The following is a 26,553-nucleotide window of genomic DNA, read 5'->3' as shown; positions in this document are numbered from 1 at the left end:
CTTGGATTCCCTGATCTCGCCTGCGACGAGATGGATATTCGCAATTCCGGCCATCCGCGCTGCGACGCAACCGCCACGCTCCAATGGCCCCTCCTCACCGTTCCCTGGGACATGTTGCTGCCGCATCACGCAACACCGGCACCGACGGCTCATCTATCGCCAACCCATAGCCCCGCATCACCGCAATGAACTGCATCGCGTATTGGCAATGAAACGCGGCATTCGGCGGCATCCAGAAGGCCGGCTCTTTATCGCCCTTGTCTTGGTTCGCCTGCCCCTGCACCGCAAGGAGATTGGCGGGATCATTGGCGAACCGGACGCGCAACGATTCCGGCCACGCCCACGCACCCTGATCCCACGAATAGGCCAGCGGCACGATGTGCTCGATCTGTATGGCCGCACCAGTCTTGTTGCCGCGCTGGAAGTTTATCGTCGTACTCGTGTACGGATCATGCAGAACACCGGTGGCCACCGCACGAGGGCAACGACTGATCGCCACATAAGTCTTGTCGATCAAATCGCGATCGAGGATGTCGTTCCTCGTATCGCACAGGTTATGTCCGCCAGGCGCATCGGTGTCATCAGTCCACGCCTCCCCAAACGCAGCGCGGAGATAATCCCCATGACGGACACGGACCGGCACCACCAGTACTCCAGCGAGAACATCAACGCCCGGAGTTACCGTCGGCAGATCCACCCCGGCCACCAACATCGACGGTCCGGTCGTCGACAGCACCGTATGCACGGCCACCACAATCGCCAGTACGGCAGCTGCACCCAACCAAGCCATCCTCGACCGGGTCATCGGAGTGTTCCTGACGTGAACTGAGCTTCGTGTCGTGTCTTGTCCAACACGTCAAACCCCCCAAGGAAGCGGGTGTCGCAGCCGTTGTGCCCGCCGGGGGCCGTCGTGTCGTCGGTCCACGATTCGCCGAACGCGTCGCGCCGGTAGTCGTGGCTGCGGATGCGTGCCGGGATCTCGGCGACGCCGGCGAGTACGTCGACACCGGGCGCGACGGTGGGGATGTCAGCCTGGGCGATGAACCGTGCGGGCCCGCGCGTCGACGTGCCGACCTGGACGGCGACGACGACCGCCAGTACGGCGGCGACGGCGAGCCACAGCATCTGCCTGCGGTTCACGACATGTCCAGGTACTGCACGCGGTCGGCATCGACGAACGGCGCCGACAGTGTCGCCATCCCCGGGTCCTGGGGATCGATGTCGAACACTCTCTCGCACAGTTCTTTTGCCGTCTCGATGATCTCGCGGTGCAGGGCCAGCGACAGGAAACGCAGGGTGATTGCTCGACCGGACTGATGCAGGCCCAGCACGTCGCCTTCACTGCGCTCGAGCAGATCGAGGTCGGCGAGGGCGAAGCCGTCCAGCGTGCCGGCCACGGCGTTGAGGCGCTGACCCGCTTTGGAGGTGTCCGGCAGATTGGTGGCCAACAGGCACAGGCTGGGGTGCTGGCCGCGGCCGATCCGGCCGCGCAGCTGGTGCAGCTGGCTGATGCCGAAGCGGTCGGCGTCCATCACCACCATCACGGTGGCGTTGGGCACGTCGACGCCCACCTCGATCACCGTCGTACAGACCAGCACATCGATGTCGCCGGCGCGGAACGCCGACATCACCGCGTCCTTGTCGTCGGCGGCGAGCCGGCCGTGCATGAGGCCGAGCCGCAAGCCGGCCAGGGGTCCGCGCGACAGGCGTTCGAACATCTGGGTCACCGTGACCGGCGGCGGACCACCCCGCCCTGCGTCCTTTCCGCCGGACGTGGCGCCCTTGCCTCCGGTGGCCGGCTTGTCGTTCTCGTCGATGCGAGAGGCCACGACGTAGGCCTGTCTACCGGCGGCGACCTCTTCGACGATCCGCTGCCACGCACGGTCCAGCCACGTCGGCTTCTGACCGACGAAGACCGCGGTCGTCGTGATCGGCTGCCGCCCGCGCGGCAGCTCCCGCAACGTCGATGTCTCGAGATCTCCGTAGACCGTGAGCGCCACTGTCCGCGGGATGGGCGTCGCCGTCATCACCAGCAGATGCGGCGTGATCCCGTCAGGCGCTTTGGCGCGCAGGCGATCTCGCTGCTCGACGCCGAAGCGGTGTTGCTCGTCGACGACGACCATGCCGAGCCGTTCGAAGTCCACCGCATCCTGCAGCAGCGCGTGCGTCCCGATCACGATGCCCGCGGTGCCGGCGGATACCTCCCGGCGTGCATCGCGCTTCTGCTGCGCCGACATCGAGCCGGTCAGCAGGGTCACCCCGGTGGCCTGATCGCCGGCGCCGAGTTGGCCGGCCATCGCCAGCGGCCCCAGCATGGCGCGCATCGATTGGGCATGCTGGGCGGCGAGCACCTCCGTCGGCGCCAACAGCGCGCACTGATAGCCGGCGTCGATCATCTGCAGCATCGCCAGCAGCGCGACAACCGTTTTGCCGGAACCGACTTCACCCTGCAACATCCGGTTCATCGGATGCGACCCGGCGAGCTCGGCGGAGATCACGTCGAGGACGTCGCGCTGGCCGGCGGTGAGCTCGAACGGCAGCTGCGCGGTCATCGCGGCCGCCAACCCGTCGCCGCGGGGTGCGGCCACAGGTCCGGTTCCGCTGAGCTCGCTGTGCCGGCGCACCACCAGACCCCACTGCAGGCCGATCGCTTCGTCGTAGGTCAGGCGTTCGATCGCCCGTTCGCGCTCACGGGTGTCCTCCGAGATGTGCACCGCGCGCAGCGCAGCGTCCTCGGACATCAGATCGTGTTCTCGGACAACCCATTCCGGCAGCGGATCGGGCACGGGGTCCAGCACGGCGAGCATTTGGCGCACACATGCGTAGATGTCCCACGTCTGCACCTTGGCGGTCGCCGGGTAGATCGGGAAGTACTCCTTCTCGAAAGCGGCGAGGACGTCGGTGCCGCCTGCGGCATCGGCGATCGCCGACAGGGATTTGGTGCCCCTGGCGGTGCCGTCGTCGCGAAGGATCAGAAACGCCGGGTGGGTCAGCTGCATGACGCCGCGGAAGTATCCGACCTCCCCGGACAACATCACCTTGGTGCCCTCCACCAGAGAATGCTTCAGGTACTTGGCGTTGAAGAAGGTGGCGGTGACCTTGGGTCGGCGCTGCCCCAGCGTCACGACCAGGAATTCGCGCTTGGGTTGCCGGTTGGTCCACCGCACGGTGGCCTCGGTGATGACGTCGACGAACGTGACGTGCTCACCTTCTTCGAGGTCGAGCTCCTCCCCCTCGTCGCGCACACTCATCGCGTCGCTGTACTTGCGGGGGAAGTACCGCACCAGGTCGCCACAGGTGCGCAGGCCCAGATGTTCCTCGAGCGGCTCGGCGGCCTTGCGGCCCAGCACGAAGTCGAGCCGATCACTCAGTGTCGCCACGTCATTCGACTCCGATCAGCAGCACGTCGCCGCCGTGGCCGGTGTGGAAACTGACCATGTCGGTTCCCGGGTGTTCGCGGTGGACGTGATCGCGAAGAACCTCGGCGGCACCGGGATCCACGCCGGCGCCGGTGAGCACCGTCACCAGTTCGCCGCCCGCGGCCAGCAGCAGGTCGATCAACCCCGAGCCGACGTCGATCACGCTGCGGCCCACGAGGACGACCTCGTCGCCGGCGATGCCGAGTCCGTCGCCGGGCCGGCACGCCCCGGCCCAGGTCAGGGCCTCCTCGGTGGCGACGCGCACCGAACCGTGGCGTGCGCCGGCCGCGGCCCTGGTCATCGTGTAACCGTCGTCGACGAGTCGGTGGCCCGGGTCATGGACGGCCAGCGCCGCCAGACCCTGCACCATCGATCCGGAGTACACCGGAACCATCGTGATGCCCCAGTCCGACGCGACGGCCCATCCGGCGAGCAGCTCCTCGGCGGCGACGTATCCATTGGGCAACACCATGACCTGCTCGGCGCCGGTGTTGACGAGCGCATGCAGCAGCTGGTGGGCGCTGACCGGTGATCCGGGTTCCGGGCGCAGGATCTGCGCTCCCTCGCTGGTGAACAACTCCTCGGCGCCGTCGCCGTCGACGACGGCCAGCACCGCGCGTTCCCGCGCCCACCCGCCCGCCGGATGACGGTCGGCGCCGCCGGTCAGCGAGGTGATCCGGATGCGACTCGGGACACCGACGGCCAGCCCGGCCTCGACGGCGGCACCCGCATCGTCGACGTGGACGTGGACGGAGTACCGACCCGCCTCTGCGGCGGCCGCGATGGCGACGGATTCGCCGAGCTCGTCCAGACGGGCACGAAGCACCTCCACTGCCGCACGCTCGGCGCCGCTGAGCAAGTACATGACCTCGAACTGGGGAGTCGCAGCGCTGCGCGGGCGGGCCGGCTCGACCGCGCCTGCACCGACGGGTTGGGGGCGGTAACGCGGCCGCGGCTGCGCCTGACCGGTGAGGGTGGTGGTCAGCGCGTCGAAGAGCACCAGGAGGCCACGGCCCCCGGCATCCACCACACCGGCGTCGGCGAGCACGTCGAGTTGGGTGGGGGTGCGGTCCAGTGCGGCGACGGCGGCCTGCGCGGCGGCGGCCACCACCTCCGACACGTCGGCTTTCTCGCCGTGACCCCGGTCATCGGCTTCGCGGGCGGCCGCATCGGCGGCGTCCTGCAACACCGAGGTGATGGTGCCGGGAACGGCTTCCCCCATCGACGTGACGACCAGGGTGACGGCGTGACGCAGCGCGGCGGCCAGGAGCGGGCCGTCGATGTCGGCGATGACGCGGTCCTCGGTGGCGGCAGCGGTGACATCGGCGATCGCACGCAGGATCTGCGACAGGATCACCCCGGAGTTGCCGCGAGCGCCGCGCAGCGCCCCGTCGGCCAGCGCGGCGGCCACGGCGGTGACGTCGTCGCCTGCGGCGCGCGAGTCGGCCTGCGCCCAGGCGGCGCGCATCGTGAACAGCATGTTGGTGCCGGTGTCGGCGTCGGCGACCGGGAAGACGTTCAGCGCGTTGATCTCGTCGGTGTGGCTGATCAGGTCCGAGACCGCGGTGTGGGCCCAGCGCCGCAGCGTCGACGCATCGAGCCGCCGAGCCGACATCCTCACCTCCGCACTGCCTGTACGCCGCTACGCCGATGCATGTGGCCGCCCGCGTCAGCCTAGCCACTGCGTCGGACAGGCAAGAGAGGGCGAGCTCACGCCTGTTGACAACCATCGGGACCGGTGGACGCCGTTTTGGCGAACCTCGGGGCGGCCCGGTAGTCTGATCGGGTTGTCGGGTCACCCGTCAGGTCGTTGACCCCCAAGCGCTGACTTACGAGGAGTTCTCACTATGGCTGCCGTGTGCGATATCTGCGGGAAGGGCCCCGGCTTCGGTAAGTCGGTGTCGCACTCCCATCGCCGGACGAGCCGCCGGTGGAATCCGAACATCCAGTCGGTGCGCGCGGTGGCCCGTCCGGGCGGGAACAAGCAGCGTGTCAACGTGTGCACGTCGTGCCTGAAGGCCGGCAAGGTCACCCGCGGCTGATCGATCGCGGTCGTCGACGTTTCACTGCGCCCGGCACGGGTAGCTCGCCGGTGACGGCCGAGCAGGGAGCCCGGCCAGGAAGGTGACGATCGCAGATGACGAACGCTCGAGCTGTTCGACCCGCTCTGGTCGCGGTGGCCGCGGCTCTCACCGCCGGATGGATGCTCACCGCATGCGGTGACGACAGCAGCACCGATACCGACAGTTCGGTCGAGTCGTCGACGGAAACCACCGAGACGACGGACACCACGGACGGCGACAACACCATCGAGATTCCGTCGCCGAGCATCAGCATCCCCTCGCCCAGCCTGCCGGACGTGACTCTCAGCCCGGCACCCTGACGCGGCTCCCCGCGGTCAGGGCAGGCGCCAATCCACCGGCTCGCCGCCCATCTGCGCCAGCAATTCGTTGGCGCGGCTGAAGGGGCGCGACCCGAAGAAACCCCGTGCCGCCGACAGCGGCGAGGGGTGGGCCGATTCGATGACGGCGGTGTCGCCGAGCATCGGCTTCAGCGTCGCGGCGTCACGTCCCCACAGCACCGCCACCAGCGGGCGTCGCCGGGCGACCAGCGCCCGGATGGCGCACTCGGTGACGGCCTCCCAGCCTTTACCCCGGTGGGAGGCCGGCGTGCCGGGTCGTACGGTCAGCACCCTATTCAACAACATCACGCCCTGCTCGGACCACGGCGTCAGATCACCGGTGCCGGGCGCCGGGTGGCCGAGGTCCTGCTGGTACTCGGTGTAGATGTTGGCCAGGCTGCGCGGCAGGGGGCGCACGTCAGGGGCGACGGAGAAGCTCAGTCCGACAGCGTGCCCGGGCGTCGGATAGGGGTCCTGTCCGACGATGAGCACGCGGACGTCCTCGAAGGGGTAGGTGAAGGCCCGCAACACCTGCTTCCCCGAGGGCAGATAGCTGTGCCCGGCAGCCAGTTCGGCGCGCAGGAACTCCCCCATCTCGGTGACGCGGGCGTGCACCGGCGCCAGGGCGCTCGCCCACGATTCGTCGACCAACTCCTGCAGTGGGCGTGCTGTCACGACAGGCCAACTTAGTGCCCGGGTGATTCACGCGTGCCAACGGGTTCGCTAGGTCCGATAGGACTGCCAGCCCGCGCTGCCGGCCCACGCGGCGCCGTCGACCGTGACCGTGCCCGGGCCGAATTGCGCTGCGGGAGCCTGCACCCGCCCGATGATCCGCCAGCCCGGCGGAGGCTCGGCCGGGAACGTGGCCACCAGCGCGTGATCTTCACCACCACCGAGCACCCACTGCCGAGCGTCGATGCCCGTGGCCTGCGCGGCCGGAAGAAGTGCGTCGAGATCGTCGCGCAGCAGCGCGATGGAGAGGTCGATGTGCACCTCCGATGCCGCCGCGAGGTGCCCCAGATCGGCGAGCAGCCCGTCGGAGACATCGGTCATCGCCGTGGCACCCGCCCGGGCGGCGACGGCCCCCTGCCCGTAGGGCGGAGCCGGCACCAGGTGGCGGCGCCTCAAGTCTTCGAAAGCGTCGATGCCGTTGTGCCACAACACATATCCTGCGGCAGACCACCCGAGTTCGCCCGTCACCGCGACCACGTCGCCGGGATCGGCGCCACTGCGCAGCACGGGCGGGCGACCCTCGAGGTCGCCGAGCACCGTCACCGAGACCACCCACTGCGGGGCGGCGACCATGTCTCCGCCGACGATGCCGGCGCCCAGTCGCGCGGCCTCGTCCCACAGGCCGTCGGCCAACGCCACGGCATGATCGGTTGCGGTGTCCCCGGGTGCGCCGAAACCGACGACGAACGCGGTGGCCCGGCCGCCCATGGCCTCGATGTCGGAAGCGTTCTGCGCGATGGCTTTTCGCCCGATGTCGTGAGGAGTCGACCAGTCCAGCCGGAAGTGCCTGTCCTCGATCAGCATGTCGGTGCTCACCGCGGCCGCACCCCCGCAGGCCAGCACTGCGGCGTCGTCCCCGGGGCCGGTGAGAACGAACGGCGGTTGTCGGCGGCCGGCGACCAGCCGCTCGATCACCGCGAACTCCCCGTCTCCTGCCAGCGTGCCGTCGCCCATGTCTGCACTCCTCGAGCTGTTGGATCGTGGCCTGAACGCTGGGCTCACCTGCGGTACCTTGAGGTCGCTACAGAGTTTATGCATCTGAGCACTGCCGTCGATGCCGCCGGTGTATGCGCAGATCGAACGGAGGGATCGAGGCGTGGTCGAGGCTTTCGTGCTCATCCAGACCGAGGTCGGCCGCGCCGAGATCGTCGCCAAACAGCTCGCCGGTCTGCCCGGTGTGCTCTCCTCGGAGTCGGTGACCGGACCCTACGACGTGATCGTGCGGGCAGGGGCCCCGACGCCGGCCGAGCTGACGTCCTCCGTCGTTCCGGCCGTACAGCAGGTGGCAGGCATCACCCGGACGTTGACGTGCCCGATCGCCGGTCCGATCACCGAGGTGGGCCGCCCGTAGAGTGTCGCCATGGCCAGCACCGCCGGCGACGGACCACCCCGCGCTGCGCTCATCGCAGCGATCGTGCTGGCTGTCGGTGCCGCGGTCGGCTTCCTGGCGTTCGCCGCGGTCACACAACACCGGCGGGCACCCACGCCTGTCGCGCTGTCGGCGGTGCCGGCCCCGCGCGCGGACGGCCCCGAATGTGCCGGCCTGATCGAGAAGCTGCCCGATCAGCTGGGCGACTACCGCCGCGCACCGCTGGTCGATCCCGCGCCGGCGGGGGCGGCGGCATGGCAACGCGACGACGGTGGCGAGCCGCTGGTGTTGCGGTGCGGCGTGCAACGTCCGGCCGATTTCGTGGTGGGTGCCCCGCTGACGGTGGTCGACGCGGTGTCGTGGTTCCGGGTGCAGGACTCCGGCCAGCCGTCAGACACCGATCGCGCGACCTGGTTCGCGGTGGACCGCCCCGTCTACGTGGCGCTCACGCTGCCGACGGGTTCCGGGCCCGACGCCATCCAGACGGTGTCGACGGCCCTGGCCGAGACGTTGCCGGCGCGACCCGTGGATCCCGGTCCGGCAGCGTAGCGCTCAGCGCAGGCCCGTGCCGCGGGCGACCGCGGTGTCCACCATCGTGGCGAGCAGCGTTGGATAGTCGACGCCGCTGGCCGCCCACATGCGCGGATACATGGAGATCGTGGTGAAGCCCGGCATCGTGTTGATCTCGTTGATGACCGGGCCGTCGTCGGTCAGGAAGAAGTCGACCCGGGCCAGGCCCTGGCAGTCGATGGCCTCGAAGGCGCGGATCGACAGGGCCCGGATCTCGTCGGCGACGTCGTCGTCCACCTTGGCCGGGACGTCGAGCTCGGCCGCATCGTCGAGGTACTTGGTCTCGAAGTCGTAGAAACCGTCGTCACGGCCGCGCACTCCGGCGACCCGGATCTCCCCGACGGTGCTGGCGTCGAGCCGACCGTCGGGGAACTCGAGGACGCCGCACTCCAGTTCACGGCCGACGACCGCGGCCTCGACGATCACCTTCGGATCGTGACGCCGTGCCAGCTCGATGGCGGCGGGAAGTCGGTCCCAGGACGTCACGCGGCTGACCCCGATCGACGAGCCGCCCCGGGCCGGCTTGACGAAGACCGGCAGCCCGAGCCGCTCGCGGTCGGTCAGCGACACCGTGCCGTCCTGGGGCCGCAGCACGATCTGGTCGCCGATCGGCAGATCGGCGGCGGCCAGCAGCTTCTTGGTGAACTCCTTGTCCATGCCGACCGCGCTGGCCAGCACGCCGGCACCGACGTAGGGCACACCGGCCAGCTCCAGCAGACCCTGGATGGTGCCGTCCTCGCCGTACGGCCCGTGCAGGACCGGGAACACCACGTCGACCGAGGCCAGCACCTCGCCGGCGGCCTCCCCCATCGACAGCAGCTGTCCGCGCCGGGCCGGATCGGGCGAGAGCGCGAGCGCGGTTCCGGACGTCTCGCTGACGCCGGGCAGGGTGCCGTCGGTGATGGCCAACCCCTCGGGGCGACCATCGCCGAGCACCCACGACCCGTGCGGGGTGATGCCGACGGCGATCACCTCGAACCGCGCCGGATCGAGGTTGCGCAGGATGCTGCCTGCGGAGACACACGAGATCGCGTGCTCGGAACTCCGTCCGCCATAGACGACGGCAACGCGGGTGCGGGCAGTCACAGTCTGGAGAGGCTACCGCCCGCCTCCCCCGAGAGCCGACTCGATATCGGCCAGCAGGTCGTCGGTGTCCTCGATTCCACAGGAGATACGGGCGAACCCCTCGGGTACCGGGTCGCCCCACCGCGCCCTGCGGTCGACCGAGGTGTGCACGCCGCCGAAGCTGGTGGCGCCGACGAGCAGCGCGCTGCGGCGGACGAGGTCGTGGACCGCCTCGGCGTCGGCCAGTTCGACGGAGACGATGCCGCCGAAGCGACGCATCTGGCGGGTCGCGATGGCGTGTGACGGATCGTCGTGCAGACCCGGGTACCGCACGGAAGCCACGGCGGGGTGTGAGCGCAGCATCATGGCGAGAGCGGCGGCGTTCTGGCATTGCCGTTCGTAGCGCAGGCCCAACGTGCTCAGGCCCCGCAGCACCAGCCACGCCTCGAAGGCACCCAGGATGGGCCCGGCCAGCAGTCGCTCGCGCTGCAGCCGGTCGATCACGTCGGCCCGGTTGCCGGCGACGTAACCGGCGAGCAGATCATGATGTCCGGAAAGCGCTTTGGTGGCGCTGGCCACCACCAGGTCGGCGCCCAGGGCCAGCGGTTGCTGTCCCAACGGGGTCGCCGTCGTGTTGTCGACGAGGAGCAGAGCGCCGCGCGGTCGGCACTGCATCGCCAGGCGGTGCAGGTCCACGACGTCCAGCCCGGGGTTCGACGGTGTCTCGGCCAGGACCACGTCAGCGTCGCGGGCGGCGTCGCACATCTGCGCGCACGACGCCTGCACGACGGTGACGCCGCGAGGAGCGAGGTACTCGGTGGCATAGGCGCGCACCTGGTAGTAGCCGTCGGCCGGCACGACGAGCGTGCTGCCCGGCTCGGCCACCACGCGCAGTACCGACGTGATCGCCGCCATTCCGGAGCCGAAAGTCAGCGCCGCGGTGGCGCCTTCGAGCTGAGCCAGCGCCGATTCCAGCTGCCGCCACGTGGGGTTGTGTCGCCGGCCGTAGCTGTCCAGCGCATCGTCCTCGTCGGCGCCGAGGTGATATGCCGCTGCCGGCACGGGCACCGGACCGACCGGTTCACCCGGCACGTGTTCGCCGGCGATCGCTGCGAGGCTGCGTGTGGAGTCCCCGTACGCCTTGCCGGGATGTCCATAGGTCATGGGATCACTCCGGTTTCGTGGAGCGCCCGAGGAGCAGCGACACCGCGTCCTCGACCGACAGCCCCTTGTGGCACACGCCGTGGACGGCTTCGGTCAGCGGCATCTCGACGTCGTAACTCGCCGACAGCGCCAACACCGACCGGCACGAGGTCACTCCTTCGGCGACGTGTCCGCCGGTCGCGGCCATCGCGGCCTCCATCGAGTCGCCCTGGCCCAGCCGCTCCCCGAAAGACCGATTGCGCGACCGCGGGGACATGCAGGTGGCGACGAGATCTCCGATGCCGGCCAGCCCGGCCAGCGTTGCCGGCTTGGCGCCCAATGCGATTCCCAGCCGCATGATCTCGGCCAGCCCGCGGGTGATGATCGCCGCCGCGGTGTTCTCCCCCAGCCCGGCGCCCGCCGCCATCCCGGACGCGAGGGCGATCACGTTCTTGCACGCTCCGCCGATCTCGGCACCGATCACATCGGCATTGGTGTACGGCCGGAAGTATCCGGTCGCCAGCGCTCGCTGCAACGCCACCGCGCGACCGGAGTCGCTGCACGCGATGACGGTGGCGGCGGGCTGCTCCGCGGCGACCTCACTGGCCAGATTGGGTCCGGTCACCACGGCGACGCGGGCGGGGTCGGCACCGGTCACCTGCACCACGACCTGGCTCATACGCATCAGCGTGTCCAGCTCGATGCCCTTGGCGAGGCTCACCAGAGTGGTGTCCGCGCCGAGGTGCGGGCACCACTGGGTCAGGTTGGCGCGCAGCGTCTGTGACGGCACGGCGAGCAGCACGGTGCACGCGCCGTCGAGCGCCTCCGCACAGTCGCCGGTGGCCCGGATCGAAGCCGGGAGATCGACGTCGACGTATCCGGGATTGCGATGGGTCCGATTGATCTCGGCGGCCCGCTGCGGATCGCGCGCCCACAACCTGACCCCGTTGCCGGCATCGGCCAGCACCTTCGCCAGGGCCGTACCCCACGCTCCCGCACCCATCACCGCAGCCTCGACCACGCCTGCAACACTAGCCGGGAATAACTGCTGGCAGGATGGCGCTCGTGCCCGGCATGAACACCTCTCCGGCCGCCGGCGCCCGAACCCCGGACGCGGGCATCAGTGTGGTGATCGCGGTCAAGCGGCTGACCGCGGCCAAGACGCGCCTTGCCCCGGCGTTCCCGCCGGCCACGCGCGGCGGCATGGTGCTCGCGATGCTCGAGGACACGATCACCGCTGCGACGGCGGTGCCGGCGGTCCGGTCGGTCATCGTGGTGACTCCCGATGCCGATGCCGCTGCCGCTGCCGGCCGCCTGGGTGCGCTGGCCCTCGAGGATCCGACACCGGCCGGACATCGGGATCCGCTCAACAACGCGTTGGCCGCCGGTGAGACGCTCGCGCGCAGGAGTACTGCGAATGTGGTTGCCTTGCAAGGAGATCTGCCGGCGCTGCGGGATGCGGAGCTGGCCGAGGCGATCAGCGCGGCACGCGAGCACCGGCGCAGCTACGTGGCCGATCGCCACGGCACGGGTACCGCAGCACTGTTCGCGTTCGGCGTGCCACTTCGCCCTCTGTTCGGGGCCGGATCGGCCGCCCGGCACCGCCGTTCGGGCGCGGTCGAATTGACCGGCGGCTGGCCCGGGCTGCGATGTGACATCGACACCGCGCAGGATCTGCTCGACGCCCGTCACCTGGGTGTCGGGTCGGCGACGTCGCAGGTGATCGGCGCGCTGCGGTGAACGGGTGCCCCTTCTGCTAGCCGCCGCGCCGGTGCATAGGGAATCATCGGGGCATGACCGAAGCGCAGACCCGGCCTGACACCGCCGACACCCCGGCGGACTCCACGGACCCCGCGGTGCCCGACACTGCACCCGAGGCGCCACCGGCCGCGACGTCACCGACGGTCGACAATCCGCTTCCCGAAGACCGTTACCTCAACCGTGAGTTGAGTTGGCTCGACTTCAATGCCCGCGTGCTGGCGTTGGCGGCCGATCCCTCACTGCCCTTGTTGGAACGCGCCAAGTTCCTGGCGATCTTCGCGTCCAACCTCGACGAGTTCTACATGGTGCGCGTCGCCGGTCTCAAGCGCCGCGACGAGATGGGGTTGTCGGTCCGCTCGGCCGACGGCCTGTCACCGCGCGAACAACTGCGCCGGATCAGCGAGCGCACCCAGCAGCTGGCGAGCCGCCACGCGCATGTCTTCCTCGACGCGGTGCGCCCGGCGCTGGCCGATGAAGGCATCGTGATCGTGACGTGGGCCGAACTCGACGACGACGAACGCGGCCGGCTCTCGACGTACTTCCACGAGCAGGTGTTCCCGGTCCTGACGCCGTTGGCAGTCGATCCCGCCCACCCGTTCCCGTTCGTCAGCGGTCTGAGCCTGAACCTCGCCATCACCGTCAAGCATCCCGACGGCGGACAGCATTTCGCACGAATCAAAGTGCCCGACAACGTGGATCGGTTCGTCGAGCTGGCCGCGCGGGAGGGCACGTCCGATGTCGCCCGGTTCCTGCCGATGGAAGAACTGATCGCCGCGTTCCTGCCGGTGCTGTTCCCCGGCCTGGAAATCGTGGAGCACCACGCCTTCCGGATCACCCGCAATGCCGACTTCGAGGTGGAGGAGGACCGCGACGAGGATCTGCTCAAAGCCCTCGAGCGGGAGCTCGCCCGCCGCAGGTTCGGCTCACCCGTGCGCCTCGAAGTCTCCGACGACATGACCGAAGGCATGCTCGAACTGCTGCTCCGCGAACTCGACGTCGCACCCGGGGACGTTGTGGAAGTGCCCGGACTGCTGGACCTCTCGTCGCTGTGGCAGGTCTACGGTGTCGACCGGCCGGCACTCAAGGACCGCCCGTTCGTGCCCGCCACACCGCCCGCGTTCGGCGAACGTGAGACTCCCAAGAGCATTTTCGCGACGCTGCGCGACGGCGACGTGCTCGTCCACCATCCCTATGACTCGTTCTCGACCACCGTGCAGCGCTTCATCGAGCAGGCGGCTGCCGATCCCAATGTGCTCGCGATCAAGCAGACGCTCTACCGCACCTCCGGTGACTCCCCGATCGTCAACGCGTTGATCGACGCCGCCGAGGCGGGCAAGCAGGTCGTGGCGTTGGTCGAGATCAAGGCCCGGTTCGACGAACAGGCCAACATCAAGTGGGCCCGTGCACTCGAACAGGCCGGCGTGCATGTGGTCTACGGGCTCATCGGGCTGAAGACCCATTGCAAGACATGCCTGGTGGTGCGGCGCGAGGGATCGATGATCCGCCGGTACTGCCACATCGGCACGGGCAACTACAACCCGAAGACCGCTCGGCTGTACGAGGACGTGGGTCTGCTGACGGCGGCCCCGGACATCGGTGCCGACCTCACCGACCTGTTCAATTCCCTGACCGGTTACTCCCGTAAGGAGTCATACCGCAATCTGCTCGTCGCCCCCTACGGGGTGCGGCGCGGCATCATCGAACGCATCGATCGCGAGATCGCGGCCACCCGTGACGGCGCGGAGGGCCGGATCCGCCTGAAGGCCAACGCATTGGTCGACGAGCAGGTCATCGACGCGCTCTATCGGGCCTCCCAGGCGGGGGTCCGGGTCGAGGTGGTGGTGCGTGGCATCTGTGCGCTGAAACCGGGCGGAGAGGGGTTCTCGGAGAACATCGTGGTGCGCTCGATCCTCGGTCGGTTCCTCGAGCATTCACGGATCATTCACTTCCGCGCCATCGACGAATACTGGATCGGCAGCGCCGACATGATGCATCGTAATCTCGATCGCCGCGTGGAGGTCATGGCGCAGGTCAAGGATCCGCGACTGACCTCGTCGCTGAACGACATCTTCGAATCCGCCCTGGATCCGCGGACGCGCTGCTGGGAACTCGGCGTCGACGGGAAGTGGACGGCATTGCCTCAGGAGGGACAGACGGTGCGGGATCACCAGGTGTCGATGATGGAAAGCCACCGCCATCAATAACCGGCCGATCCACCCGAGCAGGTTCGGCGCGTGAAGGCCGACCCCATCCTCGCCGCCGGCGCGGTGCTGTGGCGCCCGCACGAGTCCACGGGTGCTCCGGAGATCGCGGTCATCCACCGGCCGCGGTATGACGATTGGTCCCTGCCCAAGGGAAAACTCGAGCGCGGGGAGACCGAACCGGTCGCCGCGGTGCGAGAGATAGAGGAAGAGACGGGCTTCCGCGCACATCTCGGCCGCAGGCTGACGACGGTCAGCTACCCCGTCAAAGACACGACGAAGAAAGTCCGGTACTGGGCCGCCCGCAGCGTCAGAGGTGAATTCGCGGCCAACGACGAAGTCGACGAACTGAAATGGCTGCCCCTCGACCAAGCGATGAGCCAGGTGGATTACGCGCTGGATCGCAAAGTGCTGCGGCGGTTCGCCAAGCTGCCCGTCGACACCAGGACGATGCTCATCGTGCGGCACGCCACCGCGGGAAGCAAGAAGCGGTACTCCGGTGACGATCGCATGCGCCCACTGGACAAACACGGCCGTGCCCAGGCGGAGTCGCTGGTGGATCTACTGCTGGCCTTCGGCGCCCGCGAGCTGTTCGCCGCCGACCGCGTCCGCTGCCAACAGACCCTCGGCCCTCTCGCCGAGGAACTGGGCGTTCCGGTGATCAGCGAAACCGCCTTGACCGCAGAGGCATACGCGGACAAACCGAAGAGGGGCCGCCAGCGCGTGCTGGAGATCGCCGAGACGGCGTCTCACCCCGTGATCTGCACGCAAGGTGAGGTCATCCCCGATCTGATCGCGTGGTGGTGCGAACGCGACGGTGTGCGTCCCGACAAGTCACGCAACCGCAAGGGCAGCACCTGGGTGCTGACCCTGGCCGGCGGACGGTTGGTCAGCGCCGACCACATCAGTTCACCGCTGGCATCGCACTAGCCCGACACACGACAACGCCGTGGGCATCGGCCCACGGCGTCATCGGTGAAGCTGCGTTGCTCTGACTACGGTGTCGGCGAAACCGGTTACTTGCGACCGCGCTTGGCCGGAGCCTTCTTGGCCGGAGCCTTCTTCGCGGGTGCGGCCTTCTTGGCCGGAGCCTTGGTCGCGGCCTTCTTGGCCGGAGCCTTCTTCGCAGGCGCTGCCTTCTTGGCGGCAGTGGCCTTCTTGGCCGGAGCCTTCTTGGCAGGCGCTGCCTTCTTCGCGGGTGCGGCCTTCTTGGCCGGAGCCTTGGTCGCGGCCTTCTTGGCGGGAGCCTTGGTCGCGGCTTTCTTGGCGGGAGCCTTCGTCGCGGCCTTCTTGGCCGGAGCCTTGGTCGCGGCCTTCTTGGCCGGAGCCTTCTTCGCCGCCTTGCGGGCAGTGCCGGAAGCGGTCACACCGCGCTTGACGGCGGGGCCTTCGGCCGGAAGCTTCTGCGCGCCGGAGACAACCGCTTTGAACTGAGCGCCGGGGCGGAACGCGGGAACGGACGTGGGCTTGACCTTCACCGTCTCACCCGTGCGCGGGTTGCGGGCGACACGGGCCGCGCGACGACGCTGCTCGAAGACACCGAAGCCGGTGATGGTCACGCTGTCACCCTTGTGCACGGCGCGCACGATGGTGTCGACGACGTTCTCCACCGCTGCGGTCGCTTGCCGACGATCCGAGCCCAATTTCTCCGTGAGTACGTCGATGAGCTCTGCCTTGTTCATGCAAAACCTCCGGGAACTGTGGTCCTCTTTGGACCGACTAGAGGACACGGTAAACCCAATGGCTGTTGATTTCCAAGAGCCACGCGCAATTTCAGGCCGAGTCAGCGAACTTTTTTCAATCCGCTTGGCCCCCTTTGTGTCCTACCGAGCCCCCGTAAAAGAGGATTGCAGAGCGGATATTTCACGCCCGCAGACCGCCACTCAGGTCGCCAGAGTGCGAGGTTTCCAGTCGGGCCGGTGCGCCTCGTAATCTTCGATCTGATCGAGTTTTCGCAGCGTAAGGCCTATATCGTCGAGACCCTCGAGCAGTCGCCATGCGGTGTAATCATCAATCTTGAACGGCACCACCATCGTTTCGGCGGCGACGGTTCGATCTTGAAGATTGACAGTGATTTCCGTACCCGGGCGCTGCTCGATGATCTTCCACAACAATTCCACATCGTCTTGTGCGACTTCGGCCGCCAGGAGTCCGGCCTTACCCGCGTTGCCCCGGAAAATATCGGCGAATCGTGACGAGATGACCACCCGGAAGCCGAAGTCCATCAGTGCCCAGACCGCGTGTTCGCGCGAGGAGCCGGTGCCGAAGTCCGGCCCCGCCACCAGAACCGAACCCCGGTCGAACGGCTGCTGATTGAGCACGAACGACGGATCGTTGCGCCAGGCGGCGAACAGCCCGTCTTCGAATCCCGTTCGGGTCACGCGTTTCAGATAGACCGCCGGGATGATCTGGTCGGTGTCGACATTGGTGCGGCGCAGGGGCACGCCGATCCCGGTGTGGGTGGTGAAAGCGTCCATGACAGCGTCTCCGATTCTCAGTGAGTGGTCGCGGGGATCAGATCGGCCGGGGACGACAGGGTCCCCCGAACAGCGGTCGCGGCGGCGACGGCCGGCGACACCAGATGTGTGCGACCACCTTTGCCCTGCCGGCCCTCGAAGTTCCGGTTCGACGTCGAGGCGCACCGCTCACCGGGAGCCAGCTGATCGGGGTTCATTCCCAGGCACATCGAGCAGCCCGCCTGACGCCAGTCCGCTCCGGCCGCGGTGAAGATCTCGCCCAGTCCTTCGGATTCGGCCTGTGCGCGAACCCGCATGGAGCCGGGCACGATCAGCATCCGCACCCCGTCGGCGACGGTGCGGCCGCGCAGCACATCGGCCACCACGCGCAGATCCTCGATCCGGCCGTTGGTGCACGAGCCGACGAACACGGCGTCGACGGCGATGTCGCGCATCGGGGTACCCGCCTCCAGACCCATGTAAGCCAACGCTTTTTCGGCGGTCTCGCGCTGGGCGTCGTCGAACATCGATTCGGGATCGGGCACGGCGGCGGACAGCGGCACACCCTGGCCGGGGTTGGTGCCCCAGGTGACGAACGGGCTCAGCGTCGACGCGTCGATGTGGACCTCGGTGTCGAATTCCGCACCGTCGTCGGTTCGTAGCTGCCTCCACGCCGCGACCGCCTCGTCCCACGCGGCGCCTGTCGGTGCGTGCGGCCGACCCTGGAGGAACGCGAAAGTGGTGTCGTCGGGGGCCACCATGCCGGCGCGGGCGCCCGCTTCGATACTCATGTTGCAGATCGTCATCCGGCCCTCCATGGACAGCGAGGTGATGGCGCTGCCCCGGTATTCGATCACATGTCCCTGCCCGCCGCCGGTTCCGATCTCGGCGATCACCGCGAGGATGATGTCCTTGGCGCTGACGCCGGGCGGCAGCTCACCGTCGACGGTGACGGCCATGGTCTTGAACGGCCGCAACGGAAGTGTCTGGGTGGCCAGCACGTGTTCGACCTCGGAGGTGCCGATGCCCATGGCCAACGCGCCGAAGGCCCCGTGGGTGGAGGTGTGGCTGTCGCCGCACACGACCGTCATGCCGGGCTGCGTGAGACCCAACTGCGGCCCGATGATGTGGACGATGCCCTGTTCGGCATCGCCCATCGGATACAGGCGCACCCCGAATTCGGCGCAGTTGCGGCGCAACGTCACCACTTGGGTCCGAGACACCGGGTCGGCGATCGGCTTGTCGATGTCGACGGTGGGCACGTTGTGGTCTTCGGTGGCGATCGTCAGGTCGGGCCGCCGCACCGGCCGGCCGGCCATCCGCAACCCGTCGAACGCCTGGGGACTGGTGACCTCGTGCACGAGATGCAGATCGATGTAGATGAGGTCCGGCTCCCTGGCGTCACCCTCGCCACCGCCCGCGACGACGACGTGATCGCTCCACACCTTCTCGGCGAGAGTCCGCGGCTTGTTCGCCATGTCCATTGACTATCTCACAATCTGGGAAGCTAGTATCTCCTTGTGAGACAGGATAGCGGTATCGGCGTACTCGACAAAGCGGTGGCCGTCCTCCACGCCGTCGCCGAGTCTCCCTGCGGCCTGGCCGATCTGTGCGACCGCACCGCGATGCCTCGCGCGACCGCACACCGGCTGGCCGTCGGCCTGGAGACGCACCGGCTGCTCGCGCGCGATGCCGACGGGCAGTGGCGTCTGGGCCCCGCGCTGGCCGAGCTGGGCAGCCACGTCCGAGATCCACTGGTGTCGGCGGGCGCCGTGGTGCTCCCGCGCCTGCGGGAGCTCACCGGTGAGAGCGTGCAGCTCTATCGCCGGGACGGCACCGCACGCATCTGTGTCGCGGCGCTGGAACCGCCTGCAGGTCTTCGGGATACGGTGCCTGTCGGCGCGCGCCTGCCGATGACGGCCGGCTCAGGGGCCAAGGTGCTGCTCGCCTACGCCGACCCTGCCACCCAGCGCAGCGTGCTGGCCGACGCGGCGTTCACCGACCGCGCGCTGGCCGATGTGCGCAGGCGCGGGTGGGCGCAGAGCGCGGCAGAACGGGAGCCCGGCGTGGCAAGCGTGTCAGCTCCGGTACGCGACGGCCGCGGCGCGGTGATCGCCGCGGTATCGGTGTCCGGACCGATCGACCGGATGGGAAAGCGTCCGGGCGCGCGCTGGGCAGCCGATCTGGTGGCCGCCGCCGACGCTCTGACCCGGCGGCTGTAGACCCGAGGCTGGCCACATGAAAAAACTCGCAGGTCTGTCGAAGACCTGCGAGCAGATGTACCCCCGATGGGATTCGAACCCACGCTACCGCCGTGAGAGGGCGGCGTCCTAGGCCGCTAGACGACGGGGGCTAGAACTCGTTACGGACGGTCAGCATAGCTGAGGGACACAGTGCTGACCTAATCCGCTCGTTGGCTGGGGTACCAGGACTCGAACCTAGAATGGCTGAACCAGAATCAGCTGTGTTGCCAATTACACCATACCCCATTGGCAGCCCATCACCGCAGGTCACGGGCTATTTTGTGGCCCTGGCGCCGCGCGGTGGTGCCGCGTGATGCCGTCTTGCAGGCCGACGAGCACACTACCAAAGATTTTCGGGTGGTTTTTCCACCCCCGTCACCCGGCCGCCGCGGCGTGGTCCCGGCCGGCTCGTAGCCGGGCCAGCGCCCGGTCTCGCCCCAGCAGTTCCAGCGATTCGTACAGCGGCGGGCTCACCGACGAGCCCGTCACCGCGACGCGAACCGGCCCGAAGGCCTTCCGCGGCTTGAGGTCGAGCCCGTCGATCAGGGCGGCCTTGAGAGCCTCCTCGATCTGCGGGCTGTTCCAGTCCTCGAGCGGCTCGAGGGCGCGCAGCGCGGCGTCGAGGACGGGCACCGCCTCGGGCCGCAGTTCCTTGCCTGCCGACTTCTCGTCGAGCGCGAACGAGCCGTCGTCGAGGAATTTCAGCAGCCCCCAGGCATCGCTGAGAACCACGATGCGGGTCTGCACCAGCGCGGCCGCTTCGGCGAACGCGTCGTCGTCGAGCCCCGTGTCATGGCCGTGGGTGCGGAAGAACTCGCCGAGACGGCGGGTGAAGTCGTGCGGCTCGAGCATCCGGATGTGCTCGGCGTTGAGCGCATCGGCCTTCTTCTGGTCGAATCGAGCGGGGTTGGAGTTCACGTCGACGACGTCGAACGCGGCCACCATCTCGTCGATGTCGAACACGTCGCGATCGTCGGCAATCGACCACCCCAGCAGCGCAAGGTAGTTGAGCAGGCCCTCGGGCAGGAAGCCACGGTCCCGATGCAGGAACAGATTCGACTGCGGGTCCCGTTTGGACAGCTTCTTGTTGCCCTCACCCAGGACCGGCGGCAGGTGGGCGAAGCGAGGCGTGTCGTCGGCGATACCCAGCCGCACGAGCGCGGCGTAGAGCGCCAGTTGCCGTGGCGTCGACGGCAGCAGATCCTCGCCACGCAGCACATGGGTGATCTTCATCAGCGCGTCGTCGACCGGATTGACCAACGTGTACAACGGTTCTCCGTTGCCTCTGGTCAGCGCGAAGTCCGGAATCGAGCCGGCGGGGAAGGTCGTCTCGCCGCGTACCAGGTCGTTCCAGGTCATGTCCTCGTCGGGCATCCGCAGCCGGATGACGGGGGAACGCCCCTCGGCGCGCAGCGCCGCGCGCTGCTCGTCGGTCAGGTCGCGATCGAAGTTGTCGTACCCGAGCTTGGGATTGCGCCCCGCCGCGAGATGGCGGGCCTCGACCTCCTCGGCGGTGGAGAACGCCTCGTAGGCCTCCCCGGCAGCGAGCAGCCGCGCCAGCACATCGGCATAGAGCTCCCGGCGGCCGGACTGGCGGTAGGGCTCGTACGGTCCGCCGACTTCCGGGCCTTCGTCCCAGTCGAGTCCGAGCCAGCGCAGCGCGTCCAGCAGAGCCTGGTAGCTCTCCTCGCTGTCGCGCGCCGAGTCGGTGTCCTCGATGCGGAACACGAATGTGCCGCCCGTGTGACGGGCGTAAGCCCAGTTGAACAACGCGGTACGGATCAACCCGACATGGGGTGTGCCCGTCGGGGACGGACAGAACCTGACTCTGACATTCGACGGGGTCACGATTTTCCTTTGCGCACAACGGGATTGGTGAGGGTTCCGATGCCTTCGATGCTGACGCTGACGCTGTCCCCGTGCTCGAGCGGGCCGACGCCTTCAGGCGTTCCGGTCAAGATGAGATCCCCGGGAAGCAACGTCATCACCGCCGAGATCCACTCGATGATCGCGCCGATGTCGTGGATCATCAACGACGTTCGGCTGCGCTGCTTCACCTCACCGTTGACCTCGGTACGGATCTCGAGGTCCGAGGCGTCCACATCGGTGACGATCCAGGGACCGACGGGACAGAACGTGTCGTGGCCTTTGGCCCGCATCCACTGGCCGTCCTTCTTCTGCTGATCGCGCGCCGACACGTCGTTGGCGATCGTGTACCCGAGGATGTTCTCCGCGGCGCGCGAGGCGGGGACGTCCTTGCACGGGCGACCGATGACGGCGGCCAGTTCGCCCTCGAAGTGCACCGGGTGCGCGTCGGCGGGGAGCTGGATCGCGGTGTTGGGGCCGATGATCGCGGTGTTGGGCTTGAGGAAGATGATCGGATCCTCGAACGTGCCACCGCCCATCTCCTCGATGTGCGCGGCGTAGTTCTTGCCCATGCACACGACCTTGCTCGCGAGGATCGGTGCGAGCAGGCGCACATCGGCCAGGGGCCACTGACGGCCGGTGAATGTCGGTGTGCCGAACGGATGCTCGGCGATCTCCCGGGCGATCGCCTCGCCCGGATCGTCGAGGGGATTGTCGATGGGTCCTTCGATGGAGACGAAGGCCACACCATCTGGGCTGGCGATTCGACCGAGACGCATGTCAGTCAGCCTAGCCGCAGCGTCCTGCGCATCTGCGCGTGCACAGGCGACCCTCAGTATTTCTCATCATGTGAGAAGGCAGTTCAACATTTTGAGATGCCCGTGTCACCATGGCTCCCATGGACACCTCCGCGATCAGCTCCGCGCGGCGCTGGTCGATGCTGATCGTCGCTCTGGCCGCCACGTTGTGCGCCAACGTGTTCATCAACGGTGTGGCCTTCCTCATACCGACCCTGCATCGAGAGCGCGGCCTCGATCTCGCGCAGGCCGGACTGATGTCCGCGCTGCCCAGCCTCGGGATGGTGGTCACACTGATCGCCTGGGGTTATGTGGTCGACCGGTTCGGCGAGCGCACGGTGTTGACGTTGGGCTCGACGTTGACCGCGGCCGCCGGCTTCGGTGCCGCGTCGGTGGACTCGCTGCCGGCGGTCGGGGCCTTCCTCTTCCTGGGTGGAATGGCGGCCGCGAGCAGCAACACTGCCAGCGGCCGTCTCGTGGTCGGTTGGTTCGACGCCGACAGACGCGGATTGGTGATGGGCATCCGCCAGACCGCACAACCGCTGGGTGTGGGCGTGGGCGCCCTGGTGATCCCCCGGCTGGCCGAATCCGGCGGGGTGTCGGGAGCGCTGCTGTTCCCGGCCGGCGTCTGCGCCGTCGCGGCCGCCGTGTGTGCCGTCGCGGTGCTGGATCCGCCGAGGCCGGCGCGGGCGGAAGCCAGCCAGAGCGACCTCGCCAACCCCTATCGGGGTTCCACGCTGCTCGTGCGCATCCACCTCACCTCACTGCTGCTGGTGGCACCACAGGCGATGGTGTGGACGTTCACGCTGGCGTGGTTGATCACCGACCGGGGGTGGTCGGCGGGCTCGGCCGGCGCGATGGTCACGCTCGCTCAACTGCTCGGCGCCGGCGGGCGGATCGCGGCCGGCCGCTGGTCGGACTTCGTCCTGCGCCGTTCCGGTGACGTCTTGAGCTCACGGATGAGGCCCATCCGGACGATCGCCGCGGCCGCCGCGGTGTCCATGGGGTTGCTGGCGCTGACCGACTGGCTGGACTCCCCCGTCAGCATCGCGCTGATGATCGTCGCGTCGGTGGTCACGGTGTCCGACAACGGGTTGGCCTTCACCGCGATCGCCGAGGTCGCGGGACCGTTCTGGAGCGGCCGGGCCCTCGGCACGCAGAACACCACCCAGCTGCTCACCGCCGGCGTCACCCCGCCGCTGTTCGGTGCCCTGATCGGCGCCGCCGGCTACCCCGCCGCATTCGCCGTTTGCGCACTGATCCCGCTGCTGGCGATCCCGTCGGTACCCGCGACCGCACCGGGTCACGCAGAAGACGTGGCCTGACTCGACCGTGGCAGCAGCATCAGGGCAGCGGCCAGGAAACACAGCGCACCGACGAACGTGCCGAGGTTGGCCAGCCATTCGTCTTCGGTGACACCGGTCTTGCGCACGAACGCGGCCCCTGCAGACACCGCGAACGCGACGCAGCCGATGAGATTGACCGCTGCGGCCGACCAGTCGCGGGATCGCAGCTCGATCAGCGCGCCGACAGCCACCATGCCCAGGATCCCACTGACCAGAAACGCCGTGGACCCGAAAACGTCGGGCACCCATACGTAACGCCGCTCACTGGCGACGGCGTGCGCCCACACCGAGGCTCCGGTGCTGACGTTGAACAGCACCGTCCCCGCCAATTGCACCGCTGCACTTGACCATTCCGCGCGACCGGCGCGGTCACTGCGGAGCAGTTGAATCCAGGCGGCGGTGGTGAAGAACCAGGATCCGCAGAAGCACAGCAGGTTCGCCCCACTTGCGCCCCACCACGCCGCGACGCCGGGCGCGGTGGCAACAGCGAACAGCGAGGAGCCGACGACGAAGAGCCAGCACTGCGCAGACAGCGTGGCCAGCCGCCGGATGGCTACAGCTTTCCGAGGATGCGCTCGCCGACCTGCGCGGTGGAGAGCGCAGCGTCACCGCGGGTCGCCAGATGTTCGGCCACCGCCGCGTCCACCCGGGCCGCCGCATCGAGCTCACCGAGGTGGGCCAGCAGCAGCGAAACGCTCATGATGGCCGCCGTCGGGTCCGCGATGCCCTGCCCCGCGATGTCAGGGGCGCTCCCGTGCACCGGCTCGAACATCGACGGATTGGTCAGCGTCGCATCGATGTTGCCGCTGGCGGCCAGCCCGATGCCGCCGCACACCGCCGCGGCGAGGTCGGTGATGATGTCGCCGAACAGGTTGTCGGTGACGATCACGTCGAACCGACCGGGGTCGGTGACCATGTGGATCGTCGCTGCGTCGACGTGCTGATAGGCCACCTCGACGTCGGGGTATTCGGCCGCGACGCTCTGCACGGTGCGCCACCACAGCGAACCGGCGTAGGTGAGCACATTGTTCTTGTGCACCAGTGTCAGATGTTTGCGGCGGCCCTGGGCGCGATGGAACGCGTCGAGGACGACGCGGCGCACCCCGTAGGCGGTGTTGACGCTGACCTCGGTCGCGATCTCGTGCGGGGTGTCCACGCGGATCGCACCGCCGTTGCCGGTGTAAGGCCCCTCGGTGCCCTCGCGCACGACGACGAAGTCGATGTCCGGATCGCCGGCCAGCGGACTGCGCACCCCGGGATACAGCCGACCCGGGCGCAGGTTGACGTGGTGGTCGAGCTCGAAGCGGATGCGCAGCAGCAGGCCACGCTCGAGCACCCCGCTGGGCACCGACGGATCGCCGATCGCCCCGAGCAGGATCGCGTTGTGCGCCTTGAGTTCATCGATCACCGACTCGGGCAACACCTCGCCGGTCTTGTGGTACTGCCGGGCGCCGAGCTCGTATTCGGTCTTCTCCACCCCGGGCAGGACGGCGTCGAGCACCGTGAGCGCCTGGCCGATCACCTCCGGGCCGATCCCGTCGCCGCCGATCACCGCGAGTTTCACCGGAGCACTCATGTCAGGTCGACCACTTCCAATGTCGCAGCGTGGACGTCCCGACCGATGGTGGCCAGGACGTCGTCGGGCACGTTCCGGTCCAGGCGCAGCATGATCGTCGCGCCCTGTCCGTCGGCGTCCTGGCTGAGCTGGGCGGCCAGGATGTTCACCTCGGCGCCGCCGAGCAGCGTGCCGATCTTGCCGAGCGCGCCGGGCTGATCGTCGTAGTTGATGATCAGGTTCACGCCTTCGGCGCGCAGATCCAGGTTGCGGCCGTTGATCTGGACGATCTTCTCCACCTGCTGCGGGCCGGACAGTGCACCGGCCACGTTCACCGTGCTGCCGTCGGCGGCCACCGCGCGGACGTCGACGACGCTGCGGTGGTTCGGGCTCTCGGATTCGGTGTCGATGGACGCCTCGACGCCTCGCTCGGCAGCCAGCGCCGGGGCATTGACGAAGGTGACCGGATCTTCGATGACCGCCGAGAACAGACCGCGCAGCGCCGAGAGGCGCAGTACCTCGACCTCCTCACTGGCCAGCTCGCCGCGCACCTGCACGCACAGGTTCGTGGGCAGCTCCGCCGACAGCGCTCCGACGAGCAGGCCGAGCTTGCGGACCAGATCCAGCCACGGCGCGACCTCTTCACCGACCGCGCCGCCGCCGACGTTGACGGCGTCGGGCACGAACTCACCGGCCAGCGCGAGCTTGACGCTGGCCGCCACATCGGTGCCGGCACGGTCCTGGGCCTCGGCCGTCGACGCACCGAGGTGCGGCGTCACCACGACCTGGGGCAGTTCGAACAGCGGGCTGTCGGTGCACGGCTCGGTGGCGAACACGTCGAGGCCTGCACCACGCACGTGGCCGCTGGTGATCGCGTCGGCGAGGGCCTGCTCGTCGATCAACCCGCCGCGCGCGGCGTTGACGATGATCACGCCCGGCTTCGTCTTGGCCAGCGCGTCCTTGCCGATCAGCCCGGCCGTCTCCTTGGTCTTGGGCAGGTGCACCGAGATGAAGTCGGCGCGGCCGAGGAGCTCGTCGAGGGTGAGCAGTTCGATGCCGAGCTGCGCCGCGCGGGCGTGCGAGACGTAGGGGTCGTAGGCGGTGATGTGCGCGCCGAACGCGGCCAGGCGCTGGGCTACCAGCTGGCCGATCCGCCCCAGGCCGACGACACCGACCGTCTTGCCGAAGATCTCGGTGCCGGAGAACGACGACCGCTTCCAGGTGTGCGCGCGCAGCGTGGCGTCGGCGGCCGGGATCTGACGGGCGGCCGACAGGAGCAGCGCCAGCGCGTGCTCGGCGGCGCTGTGGATGTTCGAGGTGGGGGCGTTCACCACCAGCACACCGCGGGCGGTGGCGGCGTCGACATCGACGTTGTCCAGTCCGACGCCGGCGCGGGCGACGATCTTCAGCTTGGGTGCCGCGGCCATCACCTCGGCGTCGACGGTGGTGGCGGAGCGCACCAGCAGCGCGTCCGCGTCGGCGACGGCGGCCAGCAGCTTCTCCCGGTCCGGGCCGTCGACCCAACGGACCTCTACCTGGTCGCCCAACGCTTCGACGGTCGAGGGGGCCAGCTTGTCGGCGATCAATACCACGGGCAGACTCACGAGGCCTCAGCCTAATGGGCTGTAA

The 26,553-nt window shown here is 68.6% G+C and carries 26 protein-coding genes and 2 tRNA genes; 9 read left to right on the top strand and 19 right to left on the bottom strand.

Going from position 1 to position 26,553, the window contains the following annotated elements:
• Positions 1-94: 94 nt before the first annotated feature.
• Genes ACXYX3_RS08875 through ACXYX3_RS08860 form a run of 4 tightly spaced genes read right to left on the bottom strand, consistent with a single transcriptional unit; the run spans position 95 to position 5,034 of the window.
• The gene (locus ACXYX3_RS08875; RefSeq protein ID WP_458611436.1) at positions 95-805 is read right to left on the bottom strand and encodes an HNH endonuclease family protein; all 711 of its coding nucleotides are present in this window, start codon (positions 803-805) and stop codon (positions 95-97) included.
• Positions 802-1,140: a hypothetical protein gene (locus ACXYX3_RS08870; RefSeq protein WP_458611435.1), complete on the bottom strand. Its 339-nt coding sequence runs from the start codon at positions 1,138-1,140 to the stop codon at positions 802-804. Before ACXYX3_RS08870 ends, ACXYX3_RS08875 begins: the two co-directional genes overlap by 4 nt.
• Complete coding sequence (gene recG / locus ACXYX3_RS08865) at positions 1,137-3,380, bottom strand: ATP-dependent DNA helicase RecG (RefSeq protein ID WP_458611434.1); 2,244 nt, start codon at positions 3,378-3,380, stop codon at positions 1,137-1,139. Before recG ends, ACXYX3_RS08870 begins: the two co-directional genes overlap by 4 nt.
• A 1-nt stretch (position 3,381) precedes the next feature.
• A complete protein-coding gene (locus ACXYX3_RS08860) occupies positions 3,382-5,034 on the bottom strand; it encodes a DAK2 domain-containing protein (protein WP_458611433.1) in 1,653 nt (550 codons plus the stop codon).
• 232 nt (positions 5,035-5,266) lie between these two features.
• On the opposite strand from ACXYX3_RS08860, the gene rpmB reads away from it, so the two are divergent.
• A complete protein-coding gene (rpmB, locus tag ACXYX3_RS08855; RefSeq protein ID WP_014815134.1) occupies positions 5,267-5,461 on the top strand; it encodes a 50S ribosomal protein L28 in 195 nt (64 codons plus the stop codon).
• Positions 5,462-5,556: 95 nt separating this feature from the next.
• Positions 5,557-5,802, top strand: a complete 246-nt coding sequence (locus tag ACXYX3_RS08850; RefSeq protein WP_241204068.1) for a hypothetical protein — start codon at positions 5,557-5,559, stop codon at positions 5,800-5,802.
• Positions 5,803-5,817: 15 nt separating this feature from the next.
• Here the strand turns inward: ACXYX3_RS08850 and ACXYX3_RS08845 are convergent, their stop codons facing one another.
• On the bottom strand, positions 5,818-6,495 hold the full coding sequence (locus ACXYX3_RS08845; protein ID WP_241204067.1) for a uracil-DNA glycosylase: 678 nt from the start codon (positions 6,493-6,495) through the stop codon (positions 5,818-5,820).
• Between the two features lie 48 nt (positions 6,496-6,543).
• Positions 6,544-7,506, bottom strand: a complete 963-nt coding sequence (locus tag ACXYX3_RS08840) for a thiamine-phosphate kinase (RefSeq protein ID WP_458611432.1) — start codon at positions 7,504-7,506, stop codon at positions 6,544-6,546.
• A 142-nt stretch (positions 7,507-7,648) separates the two neighbouring features.
• On the opposite strand from ACXYX3_RS08840, the gene ACXYX3_RS08835 reads away from it, so the two are divergent.
• Positions 7,649-7,903: an Lrp/AsnC ligand binding domain-containing protein gene (locus tag ACXYX3_RS08835; protein WP_458611431.1), complete on the top strand. Its 255-nt coding sequence runs from the start codon at positions 7,649-7,651 to the stop codon at positions 7,901-7,903.
• 9 nt (positions 7,904-7,912) lie between these two features.
• Positions 7,913-8,470 (top strand): DUF3515 domain-containing protein, encoded by a 558-nt coding sequence (locus ACXYX3_RS08830; protein ID WP_458611430.1) that lies wholly within the window; start codon positions 7,913-7,915, stop codon positions 8,468-8,470.
• Positions 8,471-8,473: 3 nt separating this feature from the next.
• Here ACXYX3_RS08830 and ACXYX3_RS08825 read toward each other — a convergent pair whose 3' ends face one another.
• Genes ACXYX3_RS08825 through ACXYX3_RS08815 form a run of 3 tightly spaced genes read right to left on the bottom strand, consistent with a single transcriptional unit; the run spans position 8,474 to position 11,702 of the window.
• A complete protein-coding gene (locus tag ACXYX3_RS08825) occupies positions 8,474-9,577 on the bottom strand; it encodes a D-alanine--D-alanine ligase family protein (RefSeq protein ID WP_458611429.1) in 1,104 nt (367 codons plus the stop codon).
• A gap of 12 nt (positions 9,578-9,589) precedes the next feature.
• On the bottom strand, positions 9,590-10,720 hold the full coding sequence (locus ACXYX3_RS08820; protein WP_458611428.1) for a cystathionine gamma-lyase: 1,131 nt from the start codon (positions 10,718-10,720) through the stop codon (positions 9,590-9,592).
• Positions 10,721-10,724: 4 nt separating this feature from the next.
• A complete protein-coding gene (locus ACXYX3_RS08815; RefSeq protein WP_458612023.1) occupies positions 10,725-11,702 on the bottom strand; it encodes an NAD(P)H-dependent glycerol-3-phosphate dehydrogenase in 978 nt (325 codons plus the stop codon).
• A gap of 71 nt (positions 11,703-11,773) precedes the next feature.
• On the opposite strand from ACXYX3_RS08815, the gene cofC reads away from it, so the two are divergent.
• Genes cofC through mutT1 form a run of 3 tightly spaced genes read left to right on the top strand, consistent with a single transcriptional unit; the run spans position 11,774 to position 15,591 of the window.
• Positions 11,774-12,439, top strand: coding sequence for a 2-phospho-L-lactate guanylyltransferase (gene cofC / locus ACXYX3_RS08810; protein WP_458611427.1), 666 nt, complete (start codon positions 11,774-11,776; stop codon positions 12,437-12,439).
• 53 nt (positions 12,440-12,492) lie between these two features.
• Entirely contained in the window at positions 12,493-14,664 is a 2,172-nt protein-coding gene (locus ACXYX3_RS08805; protein ID WP_241204059.1) for an RNA degradosome polyphosphate kinase, read from the top strand.
• A gap of 30 nt (positions 14,665-14,694) precedes the next feature.
• Positions 14,695-15,591, top strand: a complete 897-nt coding sequence (gene mutT1, locus ACXYX3_RS08800) for an 8-oxo-(d)GTP phosphatase MutT1 (protein ID WP_458611426.1) — start codon at positions 14,695-14,697, stop codon at positions 15,589-15,591.
• Between the two features lie 86 nt (positions 15,592-15,677).
• On the opposite strand, the gene ACXYX3_RS08795 is transcribed toward mutT1, so the two are convergent.
• The 3 genes from ACXYX3_RS08795 to leuC form a co-directional block, all read right to left on the bottom strand.
• The gene (locus ACXYX3_RS08795; protein WP_241204057.1) at positions 15,678-16,343 is read right to left on the bottom strand and encodes an HU family DNA-binding protein; all 666 of its coding nucleotides are present in this window, start codon (positions 16,341-16,343) and stop codon (positions 15,678-15,680) included.
• A 201-nt stretch (positions 16,344-16,544) separates the two neighbouring features.
• Positions 16,545-17,138 carry a 3-isopropylmalate dehydratase small subunit gene (gene leuD, locus ACXYX3_RS08790; protein ID WP_241204056.1) on the bottom strand — a complete coding sequence of 198 codons (594 nt, stop codon included), beginning with the start codon at positions 17,136-17,138 and terminating at the stop codon, positions 16,545-16,547.
• A 17-nt stretch (positions 17,139-17,155) separates the two neighbouring features.
• Positions 17,156-18,601, bottom strand: coding sequence for a 3-isopropylmalate dehydratase large subunit (gene leuC, locus ACXYX3_RS08785; protein WP_458611425.1), 1,446 nt, complete (start codon positions 18,599-18,601; stop codon positions 17,156-17,158).
• A gap of 36 nt (positions 18,602-18,637) precedes the next feature.
• Here leuC and ACXYX3_RS08780 point away from each other — a divergent pair, with 36 nt between their 5' ends.
• On the top strand, positions 18,638-19,339 hold the full coding sequence (locus tag ACXYX3_RS08780; RefSeq protein ID WP_241204054.1) for an IclR family transcriptional regulator: 702 nt from the start codon (positions 18,638-18,640) through the stop codon (positions 19,337-19,339).
• 58 nt (positions 19,340-19,397) lie between these two features.
• Here the strand turns inward: ACXYX3_RS08780 and ACXYX3_RS08775 are convergent.
• From ACXYX3_RS08775 to ACXYX3_RS08760, 4 genes are all read right to left on the bottom strand, one after another.
• Positions 19,398-19,470: transfer RNA gene (locus ACXYX3_RS08775), tRNA-Glu, on the bottom strand.
• Between the two features lie 61 nt (positions 19,471-19,531).
• Positions 19,532-19,606 (bottom strand) — tRNA-Gln (locus ACXYX3_RS08770).
• A 129-nt stretch (positions 19,607-19,735) separates the two neighbouring features.
• On the bottom strand, positions 19,736-21,208 hold the full coding sequence (gltX, locus tag ACXYX3_RS08765) for a glutamate--tRNA ligase (RefSeq protein WP_458611424.1): 1,473 nt from the start codon (positions 21,206-21,208) through the stop codon (positions 19,736-19,738).
• On the bottom strand, positions 21,205-22,005 hold the full coding sequence (locus ACXYX3_RS08760) for a fumarylacetoacetate hydrolase family protein (RefSeq protein WP_241204052.1): 801 nt from the start codon (positions 22,003-22,005) through the stop codon (positions 21,205-21,207). The genes gltX and ACXYX3_RS08760 overlap by 4 nt, the downstream gene beginning before the upstream one ends.
• A 119-nt stretch (positions 22,006-22,124) precedes the next feature.
• Between ACXYX3_RS08760 and ACXYX3_RS08755 the strand changes: the two genes are divergently transcribed.
• The gene (locus tag ACXYX3_RS08755; protein ID WP_458611423.1) at positions 22,125-23,348 is read left to right on the top strand and encodes an MFS transporter; all 1,224 of its coding nucleotides are present in this window, start codon (positions 22,125-22,127) and stop codon (positions 23,346-23,348) included.
• Here the strand turns inward: ACXYX3_RS08755 and ACXYX3_RS08750 are convergent.
• The 3 genes from ACXYX3_RS08750 to serA are packed head-to-tail and all read right to left on the bottom strand — an operon-like array spanning position 23,327 to position 26,528.
• Entirely contained in the window at positions 23,327-23,863 is a 537-nt protein-coding gene (locus ACXYX3_RS08750) for a hypothetical protein (protein WP_458612022.1), read from the bottom strand. The genes ACXYX3_RS08755 and ACXYX3_RS08750 overlap by 22 nt on opposite strands.
• A gap of 59 nt (positions 23,864-23,922) precedes the next feature.
• Positions 23,923-24,933, bottom strand: coding sequence for a 3-isopropylmalate dehydrogenase (locus ACXYX3_RS08745; RefSeq protein WP_458612021.1), 1,011 nt, complete (start codon positions 24,931-24,933; stop codon positions 23,923-23,925).
• Between the two features lie 8 nt (positions 24,934-24,941).
• The gene (serA, locus tag ACXYX3_RS08740) at positions 24,942-26,528 is read right to left on the bottom strand and encodes a phosphoglycerate dehydrogenase (protein ID WP_458611422.1); all 1,587 of its coding nucleotides are present in this window, start codon (positions 26,526-26,528) and stop codon (positions 24,942-24,944) included.
• Positions 26,529-26,553: the final 25 nt, after the last annotated feature.

The organism is Mycobacterium sp. Panama NTM2 (assembly GCF_054355555.1).
The sequence above is the reverse complement of the archived record's forward strand: the minus strand, read 5'-3'. Positions and strand labels throughout refer to the sequence as shown.

Bases quoted from the DNA above. Each gene is read 5' to 3' on its own strand.
- cofC (WP_458611427.1), top strand. From the start codon at position 11,774: ATGAACACCTCTCCGGCCGCCGGCGCCCGAACCCCGGACGCGGGCATC.
- ACXYX3_RS08830 (WP_458611430.1), top strand. From the start codon at position 7,913: ATGGCCAGCACCGCCGGCGACGGACCACCCCGCGCTGCGCTCATCGCA.
- ACXYX3_RS08815 (WP_458612023.1), bottom strand. From the start codon at position 11,702: ATGGGTGCGGGAGCGTGGGGTACGGCCCTGGCGAAGGTGCTGGCCGAT.
- ACXYX3_RS08820 (WP_458611428.1), bottom strand. From the start codon at position 10,720: ATGACCTATGGACATCCCGGCAAGGCGTACGGGGACTCCACACGCAGC.
- ACXYX3_RS08795 (WP_241204057.1), bottom strand. From the start codon at position 16,343: ATGAACAAGGCAGAGCTCATCGACGTACTCACGGAGAAATTGGGCTCG.
- ACXYX3_RS08755 (WP_458611423.1), top strand. From the start codon at position 22,125: ATGGACACCTCCGCGATCAGCTCCGCGCGGCGCTGGTCGATGCTGATC.
- ACXYX3_RS08875 (WP_458611436.1), bottom strand. From the start codon at position 805: ATGACCCGGTCGAGGATGGCTTGGTTGGGTGCAGCTGCCGTACTGGCG.
- ACXYX3_RS08805 (WP_241204059.1), top strand. From the start codon at position 12,493: ATGACCGAAGCGCAGACCCGGCCTGACACCGCCGACACCCCGGCGGAC.
- rpmB (WP_014815134.1), top strand. From the start codon at position 5,267: ATGGCTGCCGTGTGCGATATCTGCGGGAAGGGCCCCGGCTTCGGTAAG.
- ACXYX3_RS08760 (WP_241204052.1), bottom strand. From the start codon at position 22,005: ATGCGTCTCGGTCGAATCGCCAGCCCAGATGGTGTGGCCTTCGTCTCC.
- ACXYX3_RS08840 (WP_458611432.1), bottom strand. From the start codon at position 7,506: ATGGGCGACGGCACGCTGGCAGGAGACGGGGAGTTCGCGGTGATCGAG.
- ACXYX3_RS08850 (WP_241204068.1), top strand. From the start codon at position 5,557: ATGACGAACGCTCGAGCTGTTCGACCCGCTCTGGTCGCGGTGGCCGCG.
- leuC (WP_458611425.1), bottom strand. From the start codon at position 18,601: ATGGACATGGCGAACAAGCCGCGGACTCTCGCCGAGAAGGTGTGGAGC.
- ACXYX3_RS08860 (WP_458611433.1), bottom strand. From the start codon at position 5,034: ATGTCGGCTCGGCGGCTCGATGCGTCGACGCTGCGGCGCTGGGCCCAC.
- leuD (WP_241204056.1), bottom strand. From the start codon at position 17,138: ATGGACGCTTTCACCACCCACACCGGGATCGGCGTGCCCCTGCGCCGC.